Below are 18225 nucleotides of genomic sequence, written 5' to 3'. Positions count from 1 at the left end.
CGGGTCCGCTCAGTGCTCCGCGAGCGCCGCCTCGAACGCCGCCAGCACCCGGGGCGAGAAGAGCACGAACCGGACCAGGTCCACCGCGTCCGGGTGCGCCGCGGCCCAGCCGCGCACCGCGTCCGTCGCCACCTCGGCGACGGTCTCCGCGGGCCAGCCGTAGACGCCCGCGCTCACCGCGGGGACGGCCACGCTGCGCGCGCCGACCTGGACGGCGACGTCGAGCGACCGCGTGAAGCACGAGCGCAGCAGCGCCGGGTCGGTCTCGCCCGCGTGCGCGTCCGGGCCGACCGTGTGGATCACCCACCGGGCCGGCAGCCGCCCGCCGGGTGTGGCGACGGCGTCGCCGACCGGCAGGCCGCCCGGGTGGGACGTGCGGCGCAGCTCCCGGCACGCGGCGAGCAGCTCCGGCCCCGCCGCGGCGTGGATCGCGCCGTCGACGCCCCCGCCGCCGAGCAGCGACGAGTTCGCCGCGTTCACGACGGCGTCGACGTCCTGGGTGGTGATGTCGCCGGGGACGATCTCGATGCGCACGGACCCATGCTCGCGCGCCCCGGGACCGCGCGCCCTACGGTGAGGAGGACCGACCGCACCCCCGGAGGACGCACCGTGACCCAGCCGACCCCCACCGAGCCCGTGCCCACCGAGCCGCTGCCCTCCGGCCCGGACGGGGCGAGCAGCACGACGCCGGTCCCCGTCGGGCACGACGGCCGGGAGGACGTGCCGCTGCTCGAGGACGACGAGACCATCCCGCCCCGCCCGGAGGAGGAGGTCGCCGACGTCGCCCGTGCGGTGCCCGACCGCGCCGGCCACGGCGAGCCGGAGCTCGGCGGCGCCGACGACGCCCGGCTGCACCCCTGACGGTCCGCCCGCCGGTGCTTCACCCGCGCCGGGCCCGCAGGTCCTGCGGGCCGCTCCGCGCGCGGTGAGGCATGCTGGTCGGCGTGCAGATCAGGCGTGTGCTCGAGGACGACTGGCAGACCGTCCGCGACATCCGGCTGCGCGCGCTGCGGGAGAACCCCGACGTGTTCGGGTCGTCGCTGACGCGCGAGGAGCTGTTCGCGGAGCCGCACTGGCGGATGCGCCTGCGCAGCGCGTCGACGTGGGTCGTGGACGAGGACGGCACGGCGCGCGGCCTGGTCGCGATGATCCAGGAGCCCGGGTCGCCGACCAGCGACCGGCACGTCGTCCAGCTGTGGGTCGCCCCCGAGGCCCGGCGGCGCGGGATGGCCTGGGCGCTGCTGGACGCCGTCAAGGACGCCGCCCGGGCCGACGGCGCCGCCACGGTCTCGCTGTGGGTCGTCGACGGCAACCACGCCGCGGGCGACCTGTTCATCCGCGCGGGCTTCGTCCGCACCAACGAGCGGCACGCCCTCACCCGCGACCCGTCGCAGGTCGAGGAGCGCCTGGTCCTCCGGCTCACCTGAACCGCCCGCCCCCGGCTCAGGCGCCGTCCGGAGCCGACTCCAGCAGCAGGGTCACCGGGCCGTCGTTGACCAGCTCCACGGCCATGTCCGCGCCGAACACCCCGGTCGGCACCGTCAGCCCGCGGGCCCGCAGGTCCGCCACCACGGCGTCGACCAGCGGCTCGGCCACCGGCCCGGGGGCGGCGGCGTTCCAGGTGGGCCGGCGTCCCTTGCGCGTGTCGCCGTAGAGCGTGAACTGGCTGACCACCAGCACCGGGGCGCCGGCCTCGGCGGCCGAGCGCTCGCCGCGCAGGACCCGCAGCTCCGCGACCTTCCGGGCGATGTGCGCGACCTGCGCCGGTCCGTCGCCGGGCGTCACGCCGACGAGCACCACGAGGCCCTCGCCGTCGAAGGACCCGACCACGGCGCCGTCGACGGTCACGGACGCGCGGGTCGCCCGCTGGACGACCGCCCTCACGCCGGGACGCCGGGGCCGAACGCGGGCACGACGGCCCCGACCGGCTCGCCGTGCCCGAGCACCGGGACCTCGCCCAGCGCGTCCAGCGCGGCCAGGTCCGCACCGGGCACCGCGGCGACCTGCGCGACCCGGAGCGCGGCCACGAGGACCGCGGGACGCGGGCGCGCGCCGCCGTCGACGACCTTGAACGCCACGGCGGACCCGTCGGGGAGCGCCGCGGCGTAGACGCCGTCCGCGCCGTCCTTGGCGACCAGCCCGGGCACGGCCCGCATCGCGCGGGTGACGTCCCGCGCCGCGCCGCCGACCAGCTCGGGGTGCTCCGCCATCGCGGTGGCGACCCGGGCCAGCGGCGTCCCCGGCTCGCGCCCCGGCGCGACGGCGATCCGCGCGAACGCACGGGCGAGGCCGACCAGCGTGGTGGAGAACAGCGGGGCGCCGCAGCCGTCGACCGTGGTGTGCCAGGTCTGCACGCCGGTCAGCTCCTCGACCGCCGCGCGGCACGCGACCTGCACGGGGTGCTCGGGGTCGGTGTACGTCGCCGGCTCCCAGCCGGGCTCGTCCGCGTGCGCGGCGCAGGTGGCGAGCATCGCCGCGTGCTTGCCGGAGCAGTTCTGCGCGACCGGCTCCGGGCCGTGCCCGTCCTGGCGCCACGCGAACGCGGCGTCGGCGTCGAGCGGCAGGTCGGGCGTGTTCTCGAGCGCCGACTCGTCCAGCCCCGCGGCGAGCAGCGTCTCCCGGACCACCCGCAGGTGCTCGGGGGTGCCGTCGTGGCTCGCGCACGCCAGCGCGAGGTGCGGGCCGTCCAGGTCGAGCCCGGCGCGCAGCATGCCCACGGCCTGCAGCGGCTTGAGCGACGAGCGCGCGAGCACGGTCACCTCGGGGTCGCCGAGCGCGAGCCGGACCTCGCCGTCCGGGCCGAGCACCACCAGGTGCCCGGCGTGCACCGACTCGACCAGGTCGCCGCGCACGACGCGGGCCAGCGGCACCGCCGCGGACGCGACGTCACCCGTGCGCAGGGCGTCGTGCGCCACCACGGCCGCGGCGCCGACGGTGCCGTGCAGCCGCTCGGCGATCTGCGGTCCGCCGGGACGCGGGCCCGGCACGCTCACCACCCGCCCGAGCGGGGGCCGCCGCCGGTGCCGCCGCCGCGCCGGCCGGAGTGGGGCGCGATCGCGGGGCGGACGTCGACCAGGTAGACGATCGCGGCCACGGCGCTGAGCAGCCCGAGGAACGACGGGAACGCGCCCAGGCCGAGCGGCGGCGGCACGCAGAAGAACGCCACGGCGGTCGCGATGCCGAGCACGATCAGCCACACCTGCTTGGTCCGCTTGCCCGCGGCGACGAACGCGGACGCGGGCCGGCGCGCCGCGTCGACCAGGGCCCACACCGCGAGCACCAGGATGACGAGGCTGAACAGGATGAACAGCAGGACTTGCACGGAGCCGAAGATCACGCGCTGAGCCTACGGGGCGCGGGGCCCCGCGCGCCGGGTGACGGGTGACGGGCGACCTCAGATCTCGGGCAGGGTCTCCCGCGCCGTGCGGGCGTCCACCCCCGCGGCCTCGAGGAGGTCCACGACCAGCGACCGGACCAGCAGCAGCAGGCTCTGCGCCTGCCAGTCGTCGGGCGTGACGGTGAACGGGTCCAGCCCGGCCGCGAGCTCCAGCAGCTCCTCGCGGGCCCGGATCGGCTCGGACCCCACCCCGAGGGCGGCGGCGAGCGCGTCGGCCGCGAGCGCGGCGCGGTCCACGGCGTCGGCGACCGGCCCGAGGTCGTGCGGCTGCTCGGCCTGCACCGTGGCGAGGGAGCGCCGGGCCAGCACGCGGGCGTTCCGCACCGCGCGGTCGACCCGCACGGCCGACTGCCCGACCCACGCGAGCTCCGTGCGGTGCCGGCGGGCCGCGGGCGACACGCGCGCGAGGTCGCGGGCCGAGGACGCGGCGTCCTGCCACTCGTCGAGCGCGGGCTGCGAGGCGCGGCCCCGGATCAGCGCGTCCTGGACGTCGTGCGCGGAGCGGGTGCGCATCCCGCGTGCGACGAGCCGCAGCATCCCGGCGAGCTCCTCGACGGCCGCGCGGCCCTGGGCGCGCGGGCGGCGGCGCGGGTCGCTGGGCGTGAGGGCGGCGACGGCCAGCGCCACGGCGCCGCCGACCAGGGCGTCGGTCCACCGGCCGACCGGGCCGCCCGAGGCGCTGACCGCGGGCAGCCCCACGATGACGATCGCCTGGACGCCCGCCTGCGTGGTGAGCATCGGGCCGCGGTCGAGGAACCGCGCGACCATCGCCGCGACGAACAGCACGACGGCGACCTGCCACGCGCCGGTGCCGATGACGTGCACCACGAGGTCGCCGAGCCCCACGCCGATCGCGACGCCGACCGCGAGCTCCGCGACCCGGCGCAGGTCGCGGTCCGCGGTGAACCCGAGCGCGATCCACGCGCTGACCGGCGCGAAGAACGGGGCGGTGTGCCCGAGGACGGAGTAGCCGATCGCGTAGGCGATCCCCGCCGCGACCACGGCCTGCAGGACCGGCACGAACGCGGTGCGGACCCGCGACCAGCCCTGGCGGGTGCGCGCCGCGACCTGGACCCGGACGGACGACGGCCCGGACGACCCGGTGCGGGCGCCGCCGGTCACAGCATCGGGTGGCCGCCGAGGCCGCGCGTGAGCGGCCCGTGCGCGGCGGGGCGGTCGACGGACACGCCGTCGCCCGGCACCACGACCTCCTGGCCGGCGGTGACCGGCCCGCCGTCGCAGTCCACGACCACGTCGACGTCGACCGGCGCCGAGCGCTTCACCACGGCGAGCGCGACCGGCCCGAGCTCGTGGTGCCGCACCAGGCTGGTGACCCGGCCGATCTCGCGGCCGGGCTCGCCGGTCGTGAGCAGGTCGCCGAGGTCGCGCACCGCGGCACCGGCCTCGGGCAGCAGGTGCCCGGAGCCGTCGAGGTGCAGCAGCACCAGCCGGCGCGGCGGGCGGCCCATGTTGTGCACGCGGGCGATCGTCTCCTGCCCGCGGTAGCAGCCCTTGTTCAGGTGCACGGCGGTGCGCAGCCAGTCGAGCTCGTGCGGGATCGTCCGGTGGTCGACCTCCCGGCCGGCGCGCGGGCGCCACGCCTCGACCCGGACGGCCTCGCTGGCCCAGGTGCCGACCAGCGGCCAGCCGGCCGCCTCGCGCTCCCGGACCGCGTCGACCAGCCCGGCGCGGGGCACGAGGACCAGCCGCCACGCGCGGTCGGCGCCGGGGTGCTGGTCGTCGGGCAGGCCGTAGCGCGTGCCGCCGGGCAGCGTGCGGGGCCACGGGTCCCGCCAGGTGACCGGCTCCCCCTCGGCGCCCTCGGCGTCGACCGGCTCGCCGATCGCGGCCCAGTCGTCGGTCACGTCGGCGACCTCGACGCGCAGCATGAACCGCATCCGGTCGAGCCACGCCGCGAGCTCGGGTGCCGTCTCGCTGATCAGCCAGGTGGCCTCGCCGTCGTCGACGACCGCCGCGACGTGCTCCACGTGGCCCTGCGGGCTGAGGACGAGCGTCTCGGTCGACGTCCGCGGCGGCAGGTCGGCCAGCTGCTGCGAGGTGATCGAGTGCAGCCACGACAGCCGGTCCGGGCCGGCGACGCGCACGACGCCCAGGTGCGACTGGTCCACCACGCCGCCGCCGCGGGTGAGCGCGCGCTGCTCCGCGGTCGGGTCGCCGTAGTGCCACGCCACGCCCGCGTCCGGGCCGGAGCCGGCGACCGCGCCGTGCCGGTCCAGCAGCGGGCTGCGGTGGCGGGGCTCGGCGGGTGCCTGGGCCTGCTCGGCCTGCTCGGCGGGCTCGGCGGTCATCTCAGTCACCCGCCACGCGGCTCAGCCGCGCGGAGGCGTACGACTGCAGCTCCTGCCCGAACGCGGCCAGGTCGTGCGCCCACATGAGGTCGCCCTGGACCAGGCCGTAGAGGCGCTTGCCCGCCGTGACCTCGGCACCCGTCGCGGTGCGCGCGATGACGTCGCTGACCAGGTCGATCCTGCCGTTGCCGGTCGCCCCGACGTACACGCCGACGTGCCCGGACGGGTCGGCCAGCAGCAGCTCGACCGGGAACAGCTCGGAGCCCATGCCCTCGGGGCGCTCCGGCGGGATGCGCCAGAAACCCTGCTCGGTGGACCAGACGGCACCCCCGCCGTCGGCCCGCACCGCCCGGTCGCCGGCGTCCGCGCCGTCCCCGTCCGCCAGGGCCGAGGCGTCGTCCGGCACGACGACGAGCCGGATGGTGGACGTGTACGACAGGTACGGCCCGCCGTCGTGGTCGACGACGACGTCCTGTGTGAACGCCGTCTCCTCGATGCCCGGGTACCCGACGACGCCCTCGCCGTGCCAGCGGCCGACGAGCCAGGCCAGCGGGTACATCTCGGGCGCGAGGCCCTCGGGGAGGGTGAACGCCATGGGAACCCTTCTGGTCAGCGCTGTCCCTTGAACAGCCGGTAGACGACGAAGAATGCGAACCAACCGATCGTGATCGTCGCAGCGACGAGCAGACCGATGAACACGATCTCGAGTGCCTGCATGCACCGATCCTAACGACGGAACCACCGTGCGCCTTCCCGCAGCCCTCCGATCAGGCGCGCGAGGCCCGCAGCCGGACGCCGAGCAGGTACAGCTCGCAGCCGAGGCACAGCCCGATCGCGGCGCTGAGGGTCGCCGCGACGAGCGCGAGCGCCGCGGCCACCGGGACCGCCGCTCCGACGCCCGCGAGCGCCAGCAGCACCCCGGCGCCCGTGAGGACCAGCCCGACCAGCTGGGCGAACCGCGGCGGCCGCGGGTCCTCCGTCCCCGCCGGCGCGCCGAGCCGGGGGCGCACGAGCGTCCGGAACAGCACGCCCTGCACCGAGCCCTGCGCGCCCCGGGCGGTGCCGACGGCGAACAGGGCCGCGACCACCGCGAGCGCGGCCGTCGAGGCGGGGGCCGGGAGCAGCAGGACGACGACGAGCAGCACCGCGGTGACGGCGGCGCCGAACCGCGGGCCTCGAGGGTCGATCCCCGCCGGGGCGGCGGACGCGGGTGCTGCGGGGGTGCGGGGCTCGGTGCTCATGGCGGTGCCTTCCGGGGGACGGGGAGGGGGCGGGGTCAGCGCCGGAGCCGGTCGAGGGCGTCCAGGGCCTGCGACCGGGTGGTCGCCCCGGACATCCGGCCGCGGACGGCCCCGGCGGCGTCGAGCACGAGCACGGTGGGCGTCCGGAGCACGTCGAACCGCCGGACCAGGTCCATCCGGTCCGCGGCGTCCAGCTCCACGTGCGCGACCCCCGGGTGCTCGGCGGCGAGGGTGCCGAGCACGCCCGCGGTCGCCCGGCAGGGGGCGCAGACCTCCGCGGACAGCTGCACGAACGTCGCGGCGGCGCCGAGTTCGGCGCCCAGCTCGCCCGGTCCCAGGCGCTCGGTCGCGGCCACCGGGGCCCACCGCCCGTTGCGTGCCCGCCAGACGACGCCCACCACCGCGGCGAGCGCGAGGACGGCGCCCACGAGCAGCAGCCGCAGCTCCATGCCGACCTCCGGGTCCCGCGCGGGGCACGGGGACCGGGTCAGCCCACCAGCACGCGCCCCACGACGTAGACGAGGATGCCTGTCACGGCGACGGGCAGGACAGCCACCGCCCACCCCGCGAGACGATGTTCCAGCACGGCCATCCGGTCGAACAGCGCGTCCCCGGCAGCGACCAGGACGCCGACCGCCGCGCCCAGCAGCACGCCGGACAGCAGCCCGACGGCGGGCAGCGCCGCCCCGGCGACCAGACCACCGGCCGTGGCGGCGCCGAGCGTCGCACCGGCCCCGGCCCACCCGCGCAGCGGCAGCGCGGTGACGGCCGACCCGACGGCGAGCGCCACCGCGCCGGTCACGACGACGGCGTCGCCCGCCCCGGTCCGCTCCGCCGCCAGCCAGCCGGCGGCGCACACCGGCACGAGCGCGCCCGCCACGGTGCCTGCGACGGACTCGACCAGGCGCTCCCGGCCGTCGCGCCGGGCCAGCTCCGCCACGAACGAGGCGAGCACGGCACCGGCGAACACGGCGGGGACGGCGCCCAGCAGCGGCTCGGAGGTGGTGAGGTGCGCGACGGTGACGGCCGCGACGCCCGCGAGCCCGATCACCACACCGGTGCCGACCCGGGCGGGGAGCCCGGCGACCAGCGGCCAGCCGACCGCGAACGCCGCGGAGAGGAGGACGAGGAGCGCCGCGAGGACGACGCCGTCCCGCCCCGCGAGCGAGACGCCCCCGAGGACACCGGCAACGGCGACGAGCGTCGCCAGGACCGCCGTGGTCACGGCACGATTCGACGCCTGCACGGGTGTCATCCTCGCATCCCGGGGCCGTCCCCCCGGCATCGGGGGTGCTCGCACGGGCCCGCGGGACCCTCTCCGGCGGGCGCTCGGCGGCTGACGTGACATCCACGCTGTACCGTGTCCCCCAATTCGGACGGGAGGAGGATCGTCTGTGGCCGACCTGCTGCTGCTCACGCCCGCGTCCGGAGGCTCCTCCCAGGTCCTCCCGGCGCTCGGCCTGCTGTCCCACCGCGTCCGCGTGCTGCCCGTGGAGCCGTCCGCGCTGGTGGACGCCCCGGACGCGGACATCGTCGTGCTCGACGCGCGGCGCGACCTCGTCACCGCACGCACCACGTGCCGCCTGCTGCGCGCCACCGGGCTGACGGTCCCGCTGGTGCTCGTGCTCACCGAGGGCGGCCTCACGGTCGTCACCGCGGAGTGGGGCGCGGACGACATCGTGCTGGAGAACGCCACGCCGGCCGAGGTCGAGACGCGGTTCCGGCTGGTCATCGAGCGCGCCGCGTCGTCGGCGTACGACGACCAGCCGCAGGAGATCTCCTCCGGCGAGCTCATGATCGACGCCGGCGGCTACACCGCCCGCCTGCGTGGCCGCCCGCTCGACCTCACGTACAAGGAGTTCGAGCTCCTCAAGTACCTGGTGCAGCACCCGGGCCGCGTCTTCACGCGCGCCCAGCTGCTGCAGGAGGTCTGGGGCTACGACTACTACGGGGGCACCCGCACCGTGGACGTCCACGTCCGGCGCCTGCGGGCCAAGCTCGGCCCCGAGCACGAGCAGCTCATCGGGACCGTCCGCAACGTCGGCTACCGGTTCGACCCGCCCAAGGACCGCCGCTCGGGCGAGGGCACGGGCTCCCCGGCGCCCTCCGAGGTGCCGGCCGACGCCTGACCGCGCCCGACCCGCGCCGCGCCCGGCCCGGGCGCGGCGGGTACGCTCGTCCACGGTGTGCCGGGAAGTCTGGTCGGCGTCCTCGTCGTCGACCCCACCGGAGGCCGCAGCCGTGCCGCACACCCCCGCTCCCGCACCCACCGACCGCCCGAGCCTGTTCGGCGCGCTGACGCCCGGCGGGCTGAGCAACCTCCTCGACACCCTGCGCGCCGAGCGCACCGGCGGCGTGCTGCTGCTGCTCGGCGCCGTCGTCGCCCTGGTCTGGGCGAACTCCCCGTGGGCGGCGTCGTACACGACGGTCTCGGACGTCGTCGTCGGTCCGGCGGCGCTGCACCTCGACCTCAGCCTGGCGGCCTGGGCGACCGACGGGCTGCTCGCGATCTTCTTCTTCGTCGTCGGCGTCGAGCTGAAGCGCGAGATCGTCGCGGGCGAGCTGCGCCGGCTCCGCACCGCGGTCGTCCCGGTCGTCGCGGCCGTCGGGGGGATGGCCGTGCCGGCCCTGCTGTACGTCGCCGTCAACGCGGCTGCCGCGGGCGGCGTGCTGCGCGGCTGGGCCGTGCCGACCGCCACGGACATCGCGTTCGCGGTCGCCGTGCTCTCCGTGGTGGGCCGGAGCCTGCCCGCCTCGCTGCGGGCGTTCCTGCTCACGCTGGCCGTCGTCGACGACCTGCTGGGCATCGTGATCATCGCCGTCGTCTACACCGACGGGGTCCAGCTGCTGACCCTCGCCGCGTCGCTCCTCACGGTGGCGCTGTTCGCGCTGCTGGTGCGGGTCCGGCGGCTGCCGGTGCTCCGGACCGTCGGGCTCCTGCTCCTGGCCGGGACCGCGTGGGCGCTCATGCACGCGTCGGGCGTGCACGCGACCATCGCCGGCGTCCTGCTCGGCCTGACCGCACCGGCGCTGGCCCGGCCCGGTGAGCAGCACAGCGTCGCGGAGGCCCTCGAGCACCGCTGGCGCCCCGTCTCCGCCGGCTTCGCCGTGCCCGTGTTCGCGCTGTTCGCGGCCGGGGTGCCGCTGTCGGGCGGGGCCATCTCGGCCGCGGTCGGCGACCCGGTGGCGCAGGGCGTGGCGCTCGGGCTGGTGGTCGGCAAGCCGCTGGGCATCCTCGCCGCCACGTGGCTGGTCGCGCGGTTCACGCGGGCGGCGCTGGCGCCGGACCTGCACTGGCGGGACGTGGCCGCCGTCGGGCTGCTCGCCGGCATCGGGTTCACCGTGTCCCTGCTGATCGGCGAGCTGGCGTTCGGGCCGGACAGCGCCCACGACGCGCACCTCAAGGTCGCGATCCTGCTCGCCTCGACGACCGCGGCGGTCCTCGGCGGCGCCGCGCTCGCGTGGCGCGACCGGCAGCACCGGGCCCGCGGTCTCCACCAGGTGGCGTCCGGAACGCGGTAGGTTCGGCGTCGATGACCGTCGACTCCGCCGCCCTGCTGCTCGACGGCCCGTGGCGGCACCACTTCGTGCCCGCCAACGGCGCCCGGTTCCACGTCGCCGTCGCCGGCCCCGACGACCGCGACGCCCCGCTGGTCGTGCTGCTGCACGGGCTGCCCGAGCTCTGGTGGGCGTGGCGGCACCAGCTGCCCGCCCTCGCGGAGGACGGCTACCGGGTCGTCGCGATGGACCTGCGGGGCACCGGGGGCTCCGACAAGCCCCCGATCGGCTACGACGTGCCCACGCTGACCCGCGACGTCGCCGGCGTGGTGCGCTCGCTGGGCTGCGAGCGGGCCGTGGTCGTCGGGCACGGGGTCGGCGGCGGCGACGTCGCCTGGGCGATGCCGGCGTACCACCCGGGGCTGACCCGGGCCGTCGCGGTGCTGTCCTCCCCGCACCCCCTGCTGCGCCGCGCCGACCCGCGGTCCGGGCTGCGCGCCCGTGCCGCGCGCCGGATGGCCGCCGTCCAGGTGCCGTACCTGCCCGAGCGGTCGATGACGCACGGCGACCTCGTGGCACGCCTGCTGCGGGAGTGGGGCGGGCCGCGCTGGCCGGACCCCGCCGCCCTCGCGCTGTACCGCCGCGCCGTCCAGGTGCCGTTCGCCGCGCACTCCGCCCTGGAGCAGGTGCGGTGGCTCTACCGGTCGGGCGCGCGCGCCGACGGCCGGCGGCACGCCCAGGCGCTCCGGGCGACGCCGCCCGTGCCGACCCTGCAGGTCCACGGCGGCTCGGACGGCTGCTACTCCGTGTCCCGGGCGATGGCCGACGGGTCGGTCGCGCGCCGGCTCGGCCCGCAGTACCGGTTCGAGATGCTGTCGGGCGCCGGGCACTACCTGCCCGAGGAGGAGCCCGCCCGGGTCTCCGCACTGCTGCGGGACTGGCTCGCCGAGCTCGGCTGACCCCGGTCCGGCGCCGGCGCCGGCGGGACGGGCGGCACCCCGACCCGCACCAGCGCCGACGGGCAGTCCCGCGTGAGCGGGCACGTCGCGCAGTCCGGCTTGCGGGCGTGGCAGGTCCGCCGCCCGTGGAAGATCAGCCGGTGGCTGAGCAGCGTCCACTCGGCGCGCGGGATCAGCGCGGCGATGTCCTGCTCGACCTTGACCGGGTCCTCCTGGGTGGTCCAGCCGAGGCGCCGGGCCAGCCGCCCGACGTGCGTGTCGACGGTGATGCCCGGGATGCCGAACGCGTCGCCCAGCACCACGTTGGCCGTCTTGCGGCCCACGCCCGGCAGCGTCACCAGGTCGTCGAGCCGGGGCGGCACCTCCCCGTCGAACCGCTCGACCAGCGCGCGCCCCAGCCCCTGCAGCGACCGTGCCTTCGCCCGGAAGAACCCGGTCGGCCGGATCAGCGCCTCCAGCTCCTCGGGGTCGGCCCCGGCGTAGGCGGCGGCGTCGGGGTACCGCGCGAACAGCGCCGGCGTGACCTGGTTGACCCGGACGTCGGTGGTCTGCGCCGAGAGCACGGTCGCCACGAGGAGCTCGAGCGGCGAGGTGAAGTCCAGCTCGCAGCGGGCGTCCGGCCACCGCACGGCCAGCGCCCGGTTCACGCGCCGCGCGCGCCGGACGAGCGCGGTCGACGGGCGTGCGTCGCTGCTCATCGGACCAGCGTAGGTCCGGCGCGGGCCCGGCCGGGCCCACGGGCCGGTGTGAGCCGGTGCGGGCCGGTGCGGGCCGGTGTGGGCCCTGCGGGGGAACGCGTTCGTCCCCGAGGGTGACCGCGAAGTGGATCACATGACCAACTGCTCAAGTCGGGCGCACCGCACGTCGAGGACAAGGAGGACGGGCTGCGACCGCGGACCGCTAGAGAGAGACGGCGGACCGCATGACCCTGGCCAGCCCGGCCGACCAGCTCGTCGAGCTGCGACGCCAGCGCGGTGCTCTGCGCCTGGAGCACCAGCACGTCGTCCGGTGGCGCCGTCTGGTCCGGGACCGCCTGGAGCTGGCCGTGGCCGCCGCCGCGCCCCCCGAGGCACCCGGGGCCTGCCCCGACGTCCGCGCCGTCATGGGCCCGGCCGCCGCCGACGTGCCGCCCGCCGCGGAGCTGGCCGCGGCCGTCCGCGGGGCGCTGCCGATCGCCGAGGTGCACGAGCTGCCGCGCCTGCGGGACCTCGACATGCGGCTCGCGCGGTACGAGCTGCGCCTCGAGGACGCCCTGCGCGGCCTCACCGACCGGTACATCGACCAGCTCGCCCGGGACGTCACCGAGGGAGGGGTCGACGCGCTCCGCGGTCCTGCCCGCGCGTGATGAGGCAGACTGAGGACGTCACATCCCGGTCAGAAGGTGAGGTTCTCCCAGTGGAGGACGACGTCGTGCTCACGGCGCCCCTGTTCGCGAACATGGACCCCGAGGCGTCCCGGACCCTGCTCGCCTCGATGGCGCCGCTGCACGTGGGCCGGGGCGAGGTCCTGTTCCACGAGGGGGAGCCGGGCGACCGCCTGTACGTGATCCGCTCCGGCAAGATCAAGCTCGGCCGCCGGTCGACCGACGGGCGCGAGAACCTGCTCGCCGTGCTCGGCCCGGGCGAGATGTTCGGCGAGCTGTCGCTGTTCGACCCCGGCCCGCGCACCGCCACCGCCACCGGCCTCGCCGACGCGGTCGTGCTGGAGCTCGGCCACCACGACCTCATCCCGTGGCTCGAGCAGAACCCGACCGTCGCCAAGCACCTGCTGGGCGCGCTCGGCCGCCGGCTGCGCCGCACCAACGACGCGCTCGCCGACCTCGTGTTCTCCGACGTGCCGGGCCGCGTCGCCAAGGCGCTGCTCGACCTGTCGCACCGGTTCGGCCAGCAGACCGACGAGGGCGTCCGCGTCGCGCACGACCTCACGCAGGAGGAGCTCGCGCAGCTCGTCGGCGCCAGCCGGGAGACGGTCAACAAGGCCCTGGCCGACTTCGCCGCGCGCGGCTGGGTGCGCCGGGAGGGCCGCGCGATCGTGCTGCTCGACCTGGAGCGCCTGGAGCGCCGCGCGCGCTGAGCCGCCGCCCGCACGGACGCCGACGGCCCGCCCGCTCCCCGAGGGGGTGCGGACGGGCCGTCGCCGCGTCGGGAGGGCGCTCAGCCCTCGGGGGTCAGCTCCACGACGATCTCGACCTCGACCGGCGAGTCCAGCGGCAGCACCGCGACGCCGACCGCGGACCGGGCGTGTACGCCGGCCTCGCCGAACACCTCGTGCAGCAGCGTGCTGGCGCCGTTGATCACGCCGGGCTGGCCGGTGAACGACGGGTCGCTCGACACGAACCCGACGACCTTCACCACCCGCGCGACCCGGTCCAGGTCCCCGACCAGCGAGGCGACCGCGGCGACCGCGTTCAGCGCGGCGGTGCGGGCCAGCTCCGTCGCGGTCTCCGGGGAGACCTGGCCGCCGCCGGTGCCGACCTTGCCGGTCGCCGGCAGCTCACCGGCGACGAACGGCAGCTGGCCGGACGTGTAGACGTGGCTGCCGGTCCGGACGGCGGGGACGTAGGCGGCGACGGGCGCGGCGACCTGGGGCAGCTCGATGCCGAGCTCCGCGAGGCGCGCGAGGACGACCCCGCTCACCGCTCGCCCGTGGGGCGCTTGAGGTAGGCGACGAGACCGGTCTCGGACTGGAGCACCTGGACGAGCTCCCAGCCGTCCTGCCCCCACTGGTCGAGGATCGCCTTGGTGGCGTGGACGATGAGGGGGACGGTCGCGTACTCCCACGTGGTGGTGGCCATGGCGCCACCCTAGCGGCGCCCGCTCAGTTGGCGATCGCCTCGACGCCGGCCGCGCCGACCAGCTCGTCGTGCCACGACTCCACCTCGGGCCGCCGCCGGCGCAGGGCCCGGCGCTCCCGCTCCGTCATCCCGCCCCACACGCCGAAGTCCGCGCGCGAGTCGAGCGCGTCGGCCAGGCACTGCAGCCGCACCACGCACCCCGAGCACACCGAGCGGGCGTCCCGCTGGGCGGCCCCCTCGACGAAGAGCTCGTCCGGTGCGACCTTGCCCGCGCCGCACGCCGCGGCCGCCGTCCAGTGGCCGTCAGGCCCTGCGATCGTCATACGTCCCTCGTCCCCTAGGTACGGGACGGGCCGTCCCGAGCCGGCGCGAGCACCGGCGGACGGTTCGGCAGTCCCCCTGCCCGGCGACCGTATCCGGTCCGCCGGGGCCCGGGCATCCTCCGTTCGGGTTGTTCCTGCCGGTCAGGGCGCGGCGGCGAGGGTGTGCAGGTACCGTGCAGGTCCCCGCGGGCACCACGGAGTCCCCCGCGCGCGCCCAGGGCCCTCCCGTACCCTTTCGGGCATGGCTCCCTCCCCCTCGCCCCGCGGGCGGCAGGTCACCGTCGCGCAGGCGCTCGCGCTGCTGCTCGCCTTCGTGCTGACCGCCGGCGTCGGCGGTCTCCTGACCGCCGGCCTCGTGCTGCCCACGGTCGCCGTCGCGAACACCGCGACCGACCTGAGCGCGGAGGCGTTCGAGGACCTCCCGTCGCAGCTGGAGCGCAAGCCGCTCGCCGAGAAGTCGGTCATGCTCGCCGCCGACGGGACCGTGCTCGCCGAGTTCTTCTCCGAGAACCGTGTCGTGGTCTCCCTGGAGCAGGTGTCCGTCCAGATGCAGAACGCGGTGATCGCGACGGAGGACCGCCGGTTCTACGCGCACGGCGGCATCGACCCGGCGGGCATGGTCCGGGCGCTGGTGAAGAACCAGTTCAGCGACTCCACCCAGGGCGCCTCGACGCTGACGCAGCAGTACGTGAAGAACGTGCTGATCGAGACCGCCGTGCGGGACGGCGACCTCGCCGCGGCGGAGGCGGCGCGCGAGGCCGACGGCGCCGAGGGCTACGCCCGCAAGCTCCGCGAGGCGAAGCTGGCCATCGCGCTCGAGAAGGAGCTCACGAAGGACCAGATCCTCGAGAACTACCTGAACATCGCGCAGTTCGGCGTGGCGACCTACGGGGTCGAGTCCGCCGCCCGGCGCTACTTCGGCAAGGGCGCGGTCGACCTCACGTACCTCGAGGCCGCGACGATCGCCGGCATCACGCAGAGCCCGACCGCGTTCGACCCGGTGAAGAACCCCGAGGACTCGCAGGAGCGGCGCGACGTCGTGCTCAGCCTGATGCTCCGCGAGGCCTTCATCACGCAGGAGGAGTACGACGTCGGCATCGCCACGCCGCTGCCGGACACGCTGCACGTGAGCGAGGCGCAGAGCGGGTGCATGGCGGCCGGGAACGTCGTCCAGGGCTCCGGCTTCTTCTGCGACTACGTCACCCAGGTCATCCGGAACGACCCCGCGTTCGGCGCGACGCCCGAGGAGCGCGAGGACACGCTCTACCGCGGCGGTCTCACGATCACCACCACGCTGGACCCGCGGCTGCAGACGCAGGCCGACACCGAGGTCAAGAACACCGTGCCCGTGGACGACCCGACCGGCGTGGGCTCCGCGATCTCCGTGGTCGAGCCCGGCACCGGCCTCATCAAGGCGATGGCGGAGAACCGGAACTACAACAACTCCGCGGAGGCGACCGGCCGGGACTCCTCGGTGAACTACAACACGTCGTTCTCGTACGGCGGCTCCAGCGGGTTCGCCCCCGGGTCCACCTTCAAGCCGTTCACGCTGCTCGAGTGGCTCAAGCAGGGCCACAACCTCAACGAGCGGGTCAACGGCACCGAGCGCACGCTGAACCTGAGCCAGTTCACGTCGTGCGGCTCGAAGTACAGCAACGAGACGTGGAAGGTCGGCAACGCCGAGGGCGGCTCCGGCCAGATGACCGTCCTGGCGGCGACCCAGGGCTCGGTCAACCTCGCGTTCCTGTCGATGGCCATGCAGCTCGACCTCTGCAACATCATGGACGGCGCCGCACAGCTCGGCGTCGTGCGGTCGAACAACGGCGCGGAGGGCGAGACCTTCGGCGCCAACCCGTCGAACGTCCTCGGCTCGGACTCGACCACGCCGCTGATGCTCGCCGGCGCCTACGCGACGTTCGCCTCGGGCGGCATCTACTGCAAGCCCACGGCGATCACCAACATCAAGGACGCCGACGGCAACGACCTGGCGATCCCGGACGCGGGCTGCGCCCAGGCGATCGACCCGAACATCGCCAACGCCATGAACCTGGCGATGAGCAACGTCTGGAAGGGCACCGGCCGCACGATCGGTGCGCCGTCGTTCTACACGGCGTCCGGCAAGACCGGCACCACGACCCGCAACGAGCACACCTGGTTCGTCGGGTACACCCCGCGCCTCGTGTCCGCCGTGTGGGTCGGCTACCCGGACGCGATGCGGCCGATGCAGGGCATCACCATCAACGGGAAGTACGCGCGGTACGCGTACGGTGCCACCTACGCCGGCGTGACCTGGAAGAACTTCATGGACCAGGCGCTGAACGACGGCCAGCCGAACCCCGGCTTCACCGCACCGAACAACGAGGCGGTCTACGGCCGGGCGATCCCGGTCCCGTCCGTGGTGGGTCAGGACCAGGCGACGGCGACCGCGACGCTGGAGGGCGCCGGGTTCGGCGTGACCGTCGGCGGGTCCACCCCGTCCGACGTCACCGCGGGCTCGGTGGCGAGCCAGAGCCCCGCGGGCAGCGCACCCGCCGGGACCACCGTGACCCTGACGCTGTCCAGCGGACCGGGCGGTGCGCCGGCCGACGCCGGCGGGGGCAACGGCGGCGGGAACGGCGGCGGTGGCGGTCAGGGCAACCCCGGACAGGGCAGCCCCTAGTGCCGCACCCCGTCGCGCGGGCCCTCGGGGGCGCCGCCCTCGCCGGGGCGGCCGCCGTGGCCTGGGGCTCGCTGGTCGAGGTCCGCTGGTACACGCTGCGTGAGGTCACCGTGCCGGTGCTCCCGCACGGCCAGGCGCCGCTGCGCGTGCTGCACCTGTCCGACCTGCACCTGACGCCCGGTCAGCACCGGAAGGTCGACTGGGTCCGCGACCTCGCGTCCCTGAACCCCGACCTGGTCGTGGACACCGGGGACAACTGGGCGCACCTCGACGCGATGCCGGCGCTGCTGCACGCCCTCGAGCCGCACCTGGCGACCCCCGGCGCGTTCGTGTGGGGGTCGAACGACTTCTTCGCGCCGTCGCCCAAGAACCCCGCGCGGTACCTGCTGCCCGACGCCCGCACGTCGCCCGCCGCGCCGCCGGTGGAGCTGCCGTGGCGCGAGCTGGGCCGGCGGTTCGCCTCCGCCGGCTGGGTCGACCTGACCAACCGGCGCGGCGAGGTCGAGGCGGGCGGCCGGCGGATCTCGCTCGTCGGCACGGACGACGCGCACCTGGACCGGGACCGGTTCCCCGCCGCGGGTGGTCCGGAGGACGTCCGCCCGGCCGCGGTGGTCGACGACGCCGGGGTCGCGCGCGCGGCGCAGGGCGACGTCGACCTGCACCTGGGCGTCACGCACGCGCCCTACCTGCGGGTGCTGGACGCGATGCACGCCGACGCGGTCGACCTGGTGCTGGCCGGGCACACGCACGGCGGGCAGCTCGCCGTCCCGGGCCACGGCGCGCTCGTCACCAACTGCGACCTGGACCGCGGCCGGGCGAAGGGGCTGCACGGCTGGCCCGGCGCGCGGCCGGACGCCCGCGGCGGCGCCGACTCCACCTGGCTGCACGTCAGCGGCGGCCTGGGCACGTCCCCGTACGCCCCCGTGCGGTTCGCCTGCCGGCCCGAGGCGACGCTGCTGACGCTCGTCGCGGCCTGACCCGAGGCCGCGCCGCCGGCCCGGGTCCGGCACCGGACACCCGTCCTCGGACCGCACCCGGGTGCCGC

At 76.3% G+C, this 18225-nt stretch carries 23 protein-coding genes; 9 read left to right on the top strand and 14 right to left on the bottom strand.

Annotated elements, in window-relative coordinates; translation table 11 throughout:
* Window positions 1-9: 9 nt before the first annotated feature.
* Complete coding sequence (locus ACWPWW_RS12560) at window positions 10-534, bottom strand: O-acetyl-ADP-ribose deacetylase (protein WP_454050707.1); 525 nt, start codon at window positions 532-534, stop codon at window positions 10-12.
* A 75-nt stretch (window positions 535-609) separates the two neighbouring features.
* Here ACWPWW_RS12560 and ACWPWW_RS12555 point away from each other — a divergent pair, with 75 nt between their 5' ends.
* A complete protein-coding gene (locus ACWPWW_RS12555) occupies window positions 610-861 on the top strand; it encodes a hypothetical protein (RefSeq protein ID WP_454050706.1) in 252 nt (83 codons plus the stop codon).
* Window positions 862-944: 83 nt separating this feature from the next.
* Window positions 945-1427, top strand: coding sequence for an N-acetyltransferase family protein (locus ACWPWW_RS12550; RefSeq protein ID WP_454050705.1), 483 nt, complete (start codon window positions 945-947; stop codon window positions 1425-1427).
* A gap of 16 nt (window positions 1428-1443) precedes the next feature.
* Here the strand turns inward: ACWPWW_RS12550 and dtd are convergent, their stop codons facing one another.
* From dtd to ACWPWW_RS12505, 9 genes are all read right to left on the bottom strand, one after another.
* Window positions 1444-1884: a D-aminoacyl-tRNA deacylase gene (gene dtd, locus ACWPWW_RS12545; protein WP_454050704.1), complete on the bottom strand. Its 441-nt coding sequence runs from the start codon at window positions 1882-1884 to the stop codon at window positions 1444-1446.
* On the bottom strand, window positions 1881-2900 hold the full coding sequence (locus ACWPWW_RS12540; RefSeq protein ID WP_454051809.1) for an asparaginase: 1020 nt from the start codon (window positions 2898-2900) through the stop codon (window positions 1881-1883). The genes dtd and ACWPWW_RS12540 overlap by 4 nt, the downstream gene beginning before the upstream one ends.
* An 89-nt stretch (window positions 2901-2989) precedes the next feature.
* Complete coding sequence (locus ACWPWW_RS12535; protein WP_454050703.1) at window positions 2990-3337, bottom strand: DUF2516 family protein; 348 nt, start codon at window positions 3335-3337, stop codon at window positions 2990-2992.
* Between the two features lie 57 nt (window positions 3338-3394).
* Window positions 3395-4519 (bottom strand): FUSC family protein, encoded by a 1125-nt coding sequence (locus ACWPWW_RS12530; RefSeq protein ID WP_454050702.1) that lies wholly within the window; start codon window positions 4517-4519, stop codon window positions 3395-3397.
* Window positions 4516-5706: a CAF17-like 4Fe-4S cluster assembly/insertion protein YgfZ gene (gene ygfZ, locus ACWPWW_RS12525; RefSeq protein WP_454051808.1), complete on the bottom strand. Its 1191-nt coding sequence runs from the start codon at window positions 5704-5706 to the stop codon at window positions 4516-4518. The genes ACWPWW_RS12530 and ygfZ overlap by 4 nt, the downstream gene beginning before the upstream one ends.
* Window position 5707: 1 nt before the next feature.
* Window positions 5708-6301: an FABP family protein gene (locus ACWPWW_RS12520; RefSeq protein WP_454050701.1), complete on the bottom strand. Its 594-nt coding sequence runs from the start codon at window positions 6299-6301 to the stop codon at window positions 5708-5710.
* A gap of 172 nt (window positions 6302-6473) precedes the next feature.
* Window positions 6474-6947 carry a DUF4395 domain-containing protein gene (locus tag ACWPWW_RS12515; RefSeq protein WP_454050700.1) on the bottom strand — a complete coding sequence of 158 codons (474 nt, stop codon included), beginning with the start codon at window positions 6945-6947 and terminating at the stop codon, window positions 6474-6476.
* Window positions 6948-6982: 35 nt separating this feature from the next.
* Window positions 6983-7396: a thioredoxin family protein gene (locus ACWPWW_RS12510; RefSeq protein ID WP_454050699.1), complete on the bottom strand. Its 414-nt coding sequence runs from the start codon at window positions 7394-7396 to the stop codon at window positions 6983-6985.
* A 38-nt stretch (window positions 7397-7434) separates the two neighbouring features.
* Entirely contained in the window at window positions 7435-8172 is a 738-nt protein-coding gene (locus ACWPWW_RS12505; RefSeq protein WP_454050698.1) for a hypothetical protein, read from the bottom strand.
* 169 nt (window positions 8173-8341) lie between these two features.
* On the opposite strand from ACWPWW_RS12505, the gene ACWPWW_RS12500 reads away from it, so the two are divergent.
* The 3 genes from ACWPWW_RS12500 to ACWPWW_RS12490 all read left to right on the top strand — a co-directional run bounded on the left by ACWPWW_RS12500 (window position 8342) and on the right by ACWPWW_RS12490 (window position 11404).
* Window positions 8342-9076, top strand: a complete 735-nt coding sequence (locus ACWPWW_RS12500) for a winged helix-turn-helix transcriptional regulator (RefSeq protein ID WP_454050697.1) — start codon at window positions 8342-8344, stop codon at window positions 9074-9076.
* Between the two features lie 112 nt (window positions 9077-9188).
* Window positions 9189-10469, top strand: a complete 1281-nt coding sequence (nhaA, locus tag ACWPWW_RS12495) for a Na+/H+ antiporter NhaA (protein WP_454050696.1) — start codon at window positions 9189-9191, stop codon at window positions 10467-10469.
* 11 nt (window positions 10470-10480) lie between these two features.
* Window positions 10481-11404 (top strand): alpha/beta fold hydrolase, encoded by a 924-nt coding sequence (locus ACWPWW_RS12490; RefSeq protein ID WP_454050695.1) that lies wholly within the window; start codon window positions 10481-10483, stop codon window positions 11402-11404.
* Here the strand turns inward: ACWPWW_RS12490 and nth are convergent.
* Window positions 11335-12102, bottom strand: a complete 768-nt coding sequence (nth, locus tag ACWPWW_RS12485; protein ID WP_454050694.1) for an endonuclease III — start codon at window positions 12100-12102, stop codon at window positions 11335-11337. The genes ACWPWW_RS12490 and nth overlap by 70 nt on opposite strands.
* A gap of 224 nt (window positions 12103-12326) precedes the next feature.
* On the opposite strand from nth, the gene ACWPWW_RS12480 reads away from it, so the two are divergent.
* Together ACWPWW_RS12480 and ACWPWW_RS12475 are read left to right on the top strand one after the other, a co-directional pair.
* Window positions 12327-12749 carry a hypothetical protein gene (locus ACWPWW_RS12480; protein WP_454050693.1) on the top strand — a complete coding sequence of 141 codons (423 nt, stop codon included), beginning with the start codon at window positions 12327-12329 and terminating at the stop codon, window positions 12747-12749.
* Between the two features lie 50 nt (window positions 12750-12799).
* Window positions 12800-13477 carry a Crp/Fnr family transcriptional regulator gene (locus ACWPWW_RS12475; RefSeq protein ID WP_454050692.1) on the top strand — a complete coding sequence of 226 codons (678 nt, stop codon included), beginning with the start codon at window positions 12800-12802 and terminating at the stop codon, window positions 13475-13477.
* Between the two features lie 80 nt (window positions 13478-13557).
* On the opposite strand, the gene ACWPWW_RS12470 is transcribed toward ACWPWW_RS12475, so the two are convergent.
* Genes ACWPWW_RS12470 through ACWPWW_RS12460 form a run of 3 tightly spaced genes read right to left on the bottom strand, consistent with a single transcriptional unit; the run spans window position 13558 to window position 14521 of the window.
* Window positions 13558-14040: a RidA family protein gene (locus ACWPWW_RS12470; RefSeq protein ID WP_454050691.1), complete on the bottom strand. Its 483-nt coding sequence runs from the start codon at window positions 14038-14040 to the stop codon at window positions 13558-13560.
* Window positions 14037-14198 carry a DUF4177 domain-containing protein gene (locus ACWPWW_RS12465; RefSeq protein ID WP_203669286.1) on the bottom strand — a complete coding sequence of 54 codons (162 nt, stop codon included), beginning with the start codon at window positions 14196-14198 and terminating at the stop codon, window positions 14037-14039. Before ACWPWW_RS12465 ends, ACWPWW_RS12470 begins: the two co-directional genes overlap by 4 nt.
* A gap of 23 nt (window positions 14199-14221) precedes the next feature.
* Window positions 14222-14521 (bottom strand): WhiB family transcriptional regulator, encoded by a 300-nt coding sequence (locus ACWPWW_RS12460; protein WP_454050690.1) that lies wholly within the window; start codon window positions 14519-14521, stop codon window positions 14222-14224.
* Window positions 14522-14762: 241 nt separating this feature from the next.
* Between ACWPWW_RS12460 and ACWPWW_RS12455 the strand changes: the two genes are divergently transcribed.
* Together ACWPWW_RS12455 and ACWPWW_RS12450 are read left to right on the top strand one after the other, a co-directional pair.
* Entirely contained in the window at window positions 14763-17180 is a 2418-nt protein-coding gene (locus tag ACWPWW_RS12455) for a penicillin-binding protein (protein WP_454050689.1), read from the top strand.
* Window positions 17180-18157, top strand: coding sequence for a metallophosphoesterase (locus ACWPWW_RS12450; protein ID WP_454050688.1), 978 nt, complete (start codon window positions 17180-17182; stop codon window positions 18155-18157). Before ACWPWW_RS12455 ends, ACWPWW_RS12450 begins: the two co-directional genes overlap by 1 nt.
* Window positions 18158-18225 lie beyond the last annotated feature (68 nt).

Source organism: Cellulomonas sp. Marseille-Q8402 (assembly GCF_965119525.1).
Note: the sequence above shows the minus strand (reverse complement) of the source record. Positions and strands in the feature narration are given on the sequence as shown.

Excerpts from the sequence above, each read along its gene's own strand:
- ygfZ (WP_454051808.1), bottom strand. The coding sequence starts at position 5,706 with ATGACCGCCGAGCCCGCCGAGCAGGCCGAGCAGGCCCAGGCACCCGCC.
- ACWPWW_RS12520 (WP_454050701.1), bottom strand. The coding sequence starts at position 6,301 with ATGGCGTTCACCCTCCCCGAGGGCCTCGCGCCCGAGATGTACCCGCTG.
- ACWPWW_RS12515 (WP_454050700.1), bottom strand. The coding sequence starts at position 6,947 with ATGAGCACCGAGCCCCGCACCCCCGCAGCACCCGCGTCCGCCGCCCCG.
- ACWPWW_RS12510 (WP_454050699.1), bottom strand. The coding sequence starts at position 7,396 with ATGGAGCTGCGGCTGCTGCTCGTGGGCGCCGTCCTCGCGCTCGCCGCG.
- ACWPWW_RS12490 (WP_454050695.1), top strand. The coding sequence starts at position 10,481 with ATGACCGTCGACTCCGCCGCCCTGCTGCTCGACGGCCCGTGGCGGCAC.
- nth (WP_454050694.1), bottom strand. The coding sequence starts at position 12,102 with ATGAGCAGCGACGCACGCCCGTCGACCGCGCTCGTCCGGCGCGCGCGG.
- ACWPWW_RS12480 (WP_454050693.1), top strand. The coding sequence starts at position 12,327 with ATGACCCTGGCCAGCCCGGCCGACCAGCTCGTCGAGCTGCGACGCCAG.
- ACWPWW_RS12465 (WP_203669286.1), bottom strand. The coding sequence starts at position 14,198 with ATGGCCACCACCACGTGGGAGTACGCGACCGTCCCCCTCATCGTCCAC.
- ACWPWW_RS12460 (WP_454050690.1), bottom strand. The coding sequence starts at position 14,521 with ATGACGATCGCAGGGCCTGACGGCCACTGGACGGCGGCCGCGGCGTGC.
- ACWPWW_RS12455 (WP_454050689.1), top strand. The coding sequence starts at position 14,763 with ATGGCTCCCTCCCCCTCGCCCCGCGGGCGGCAGGTCACCGTCGCGCAG.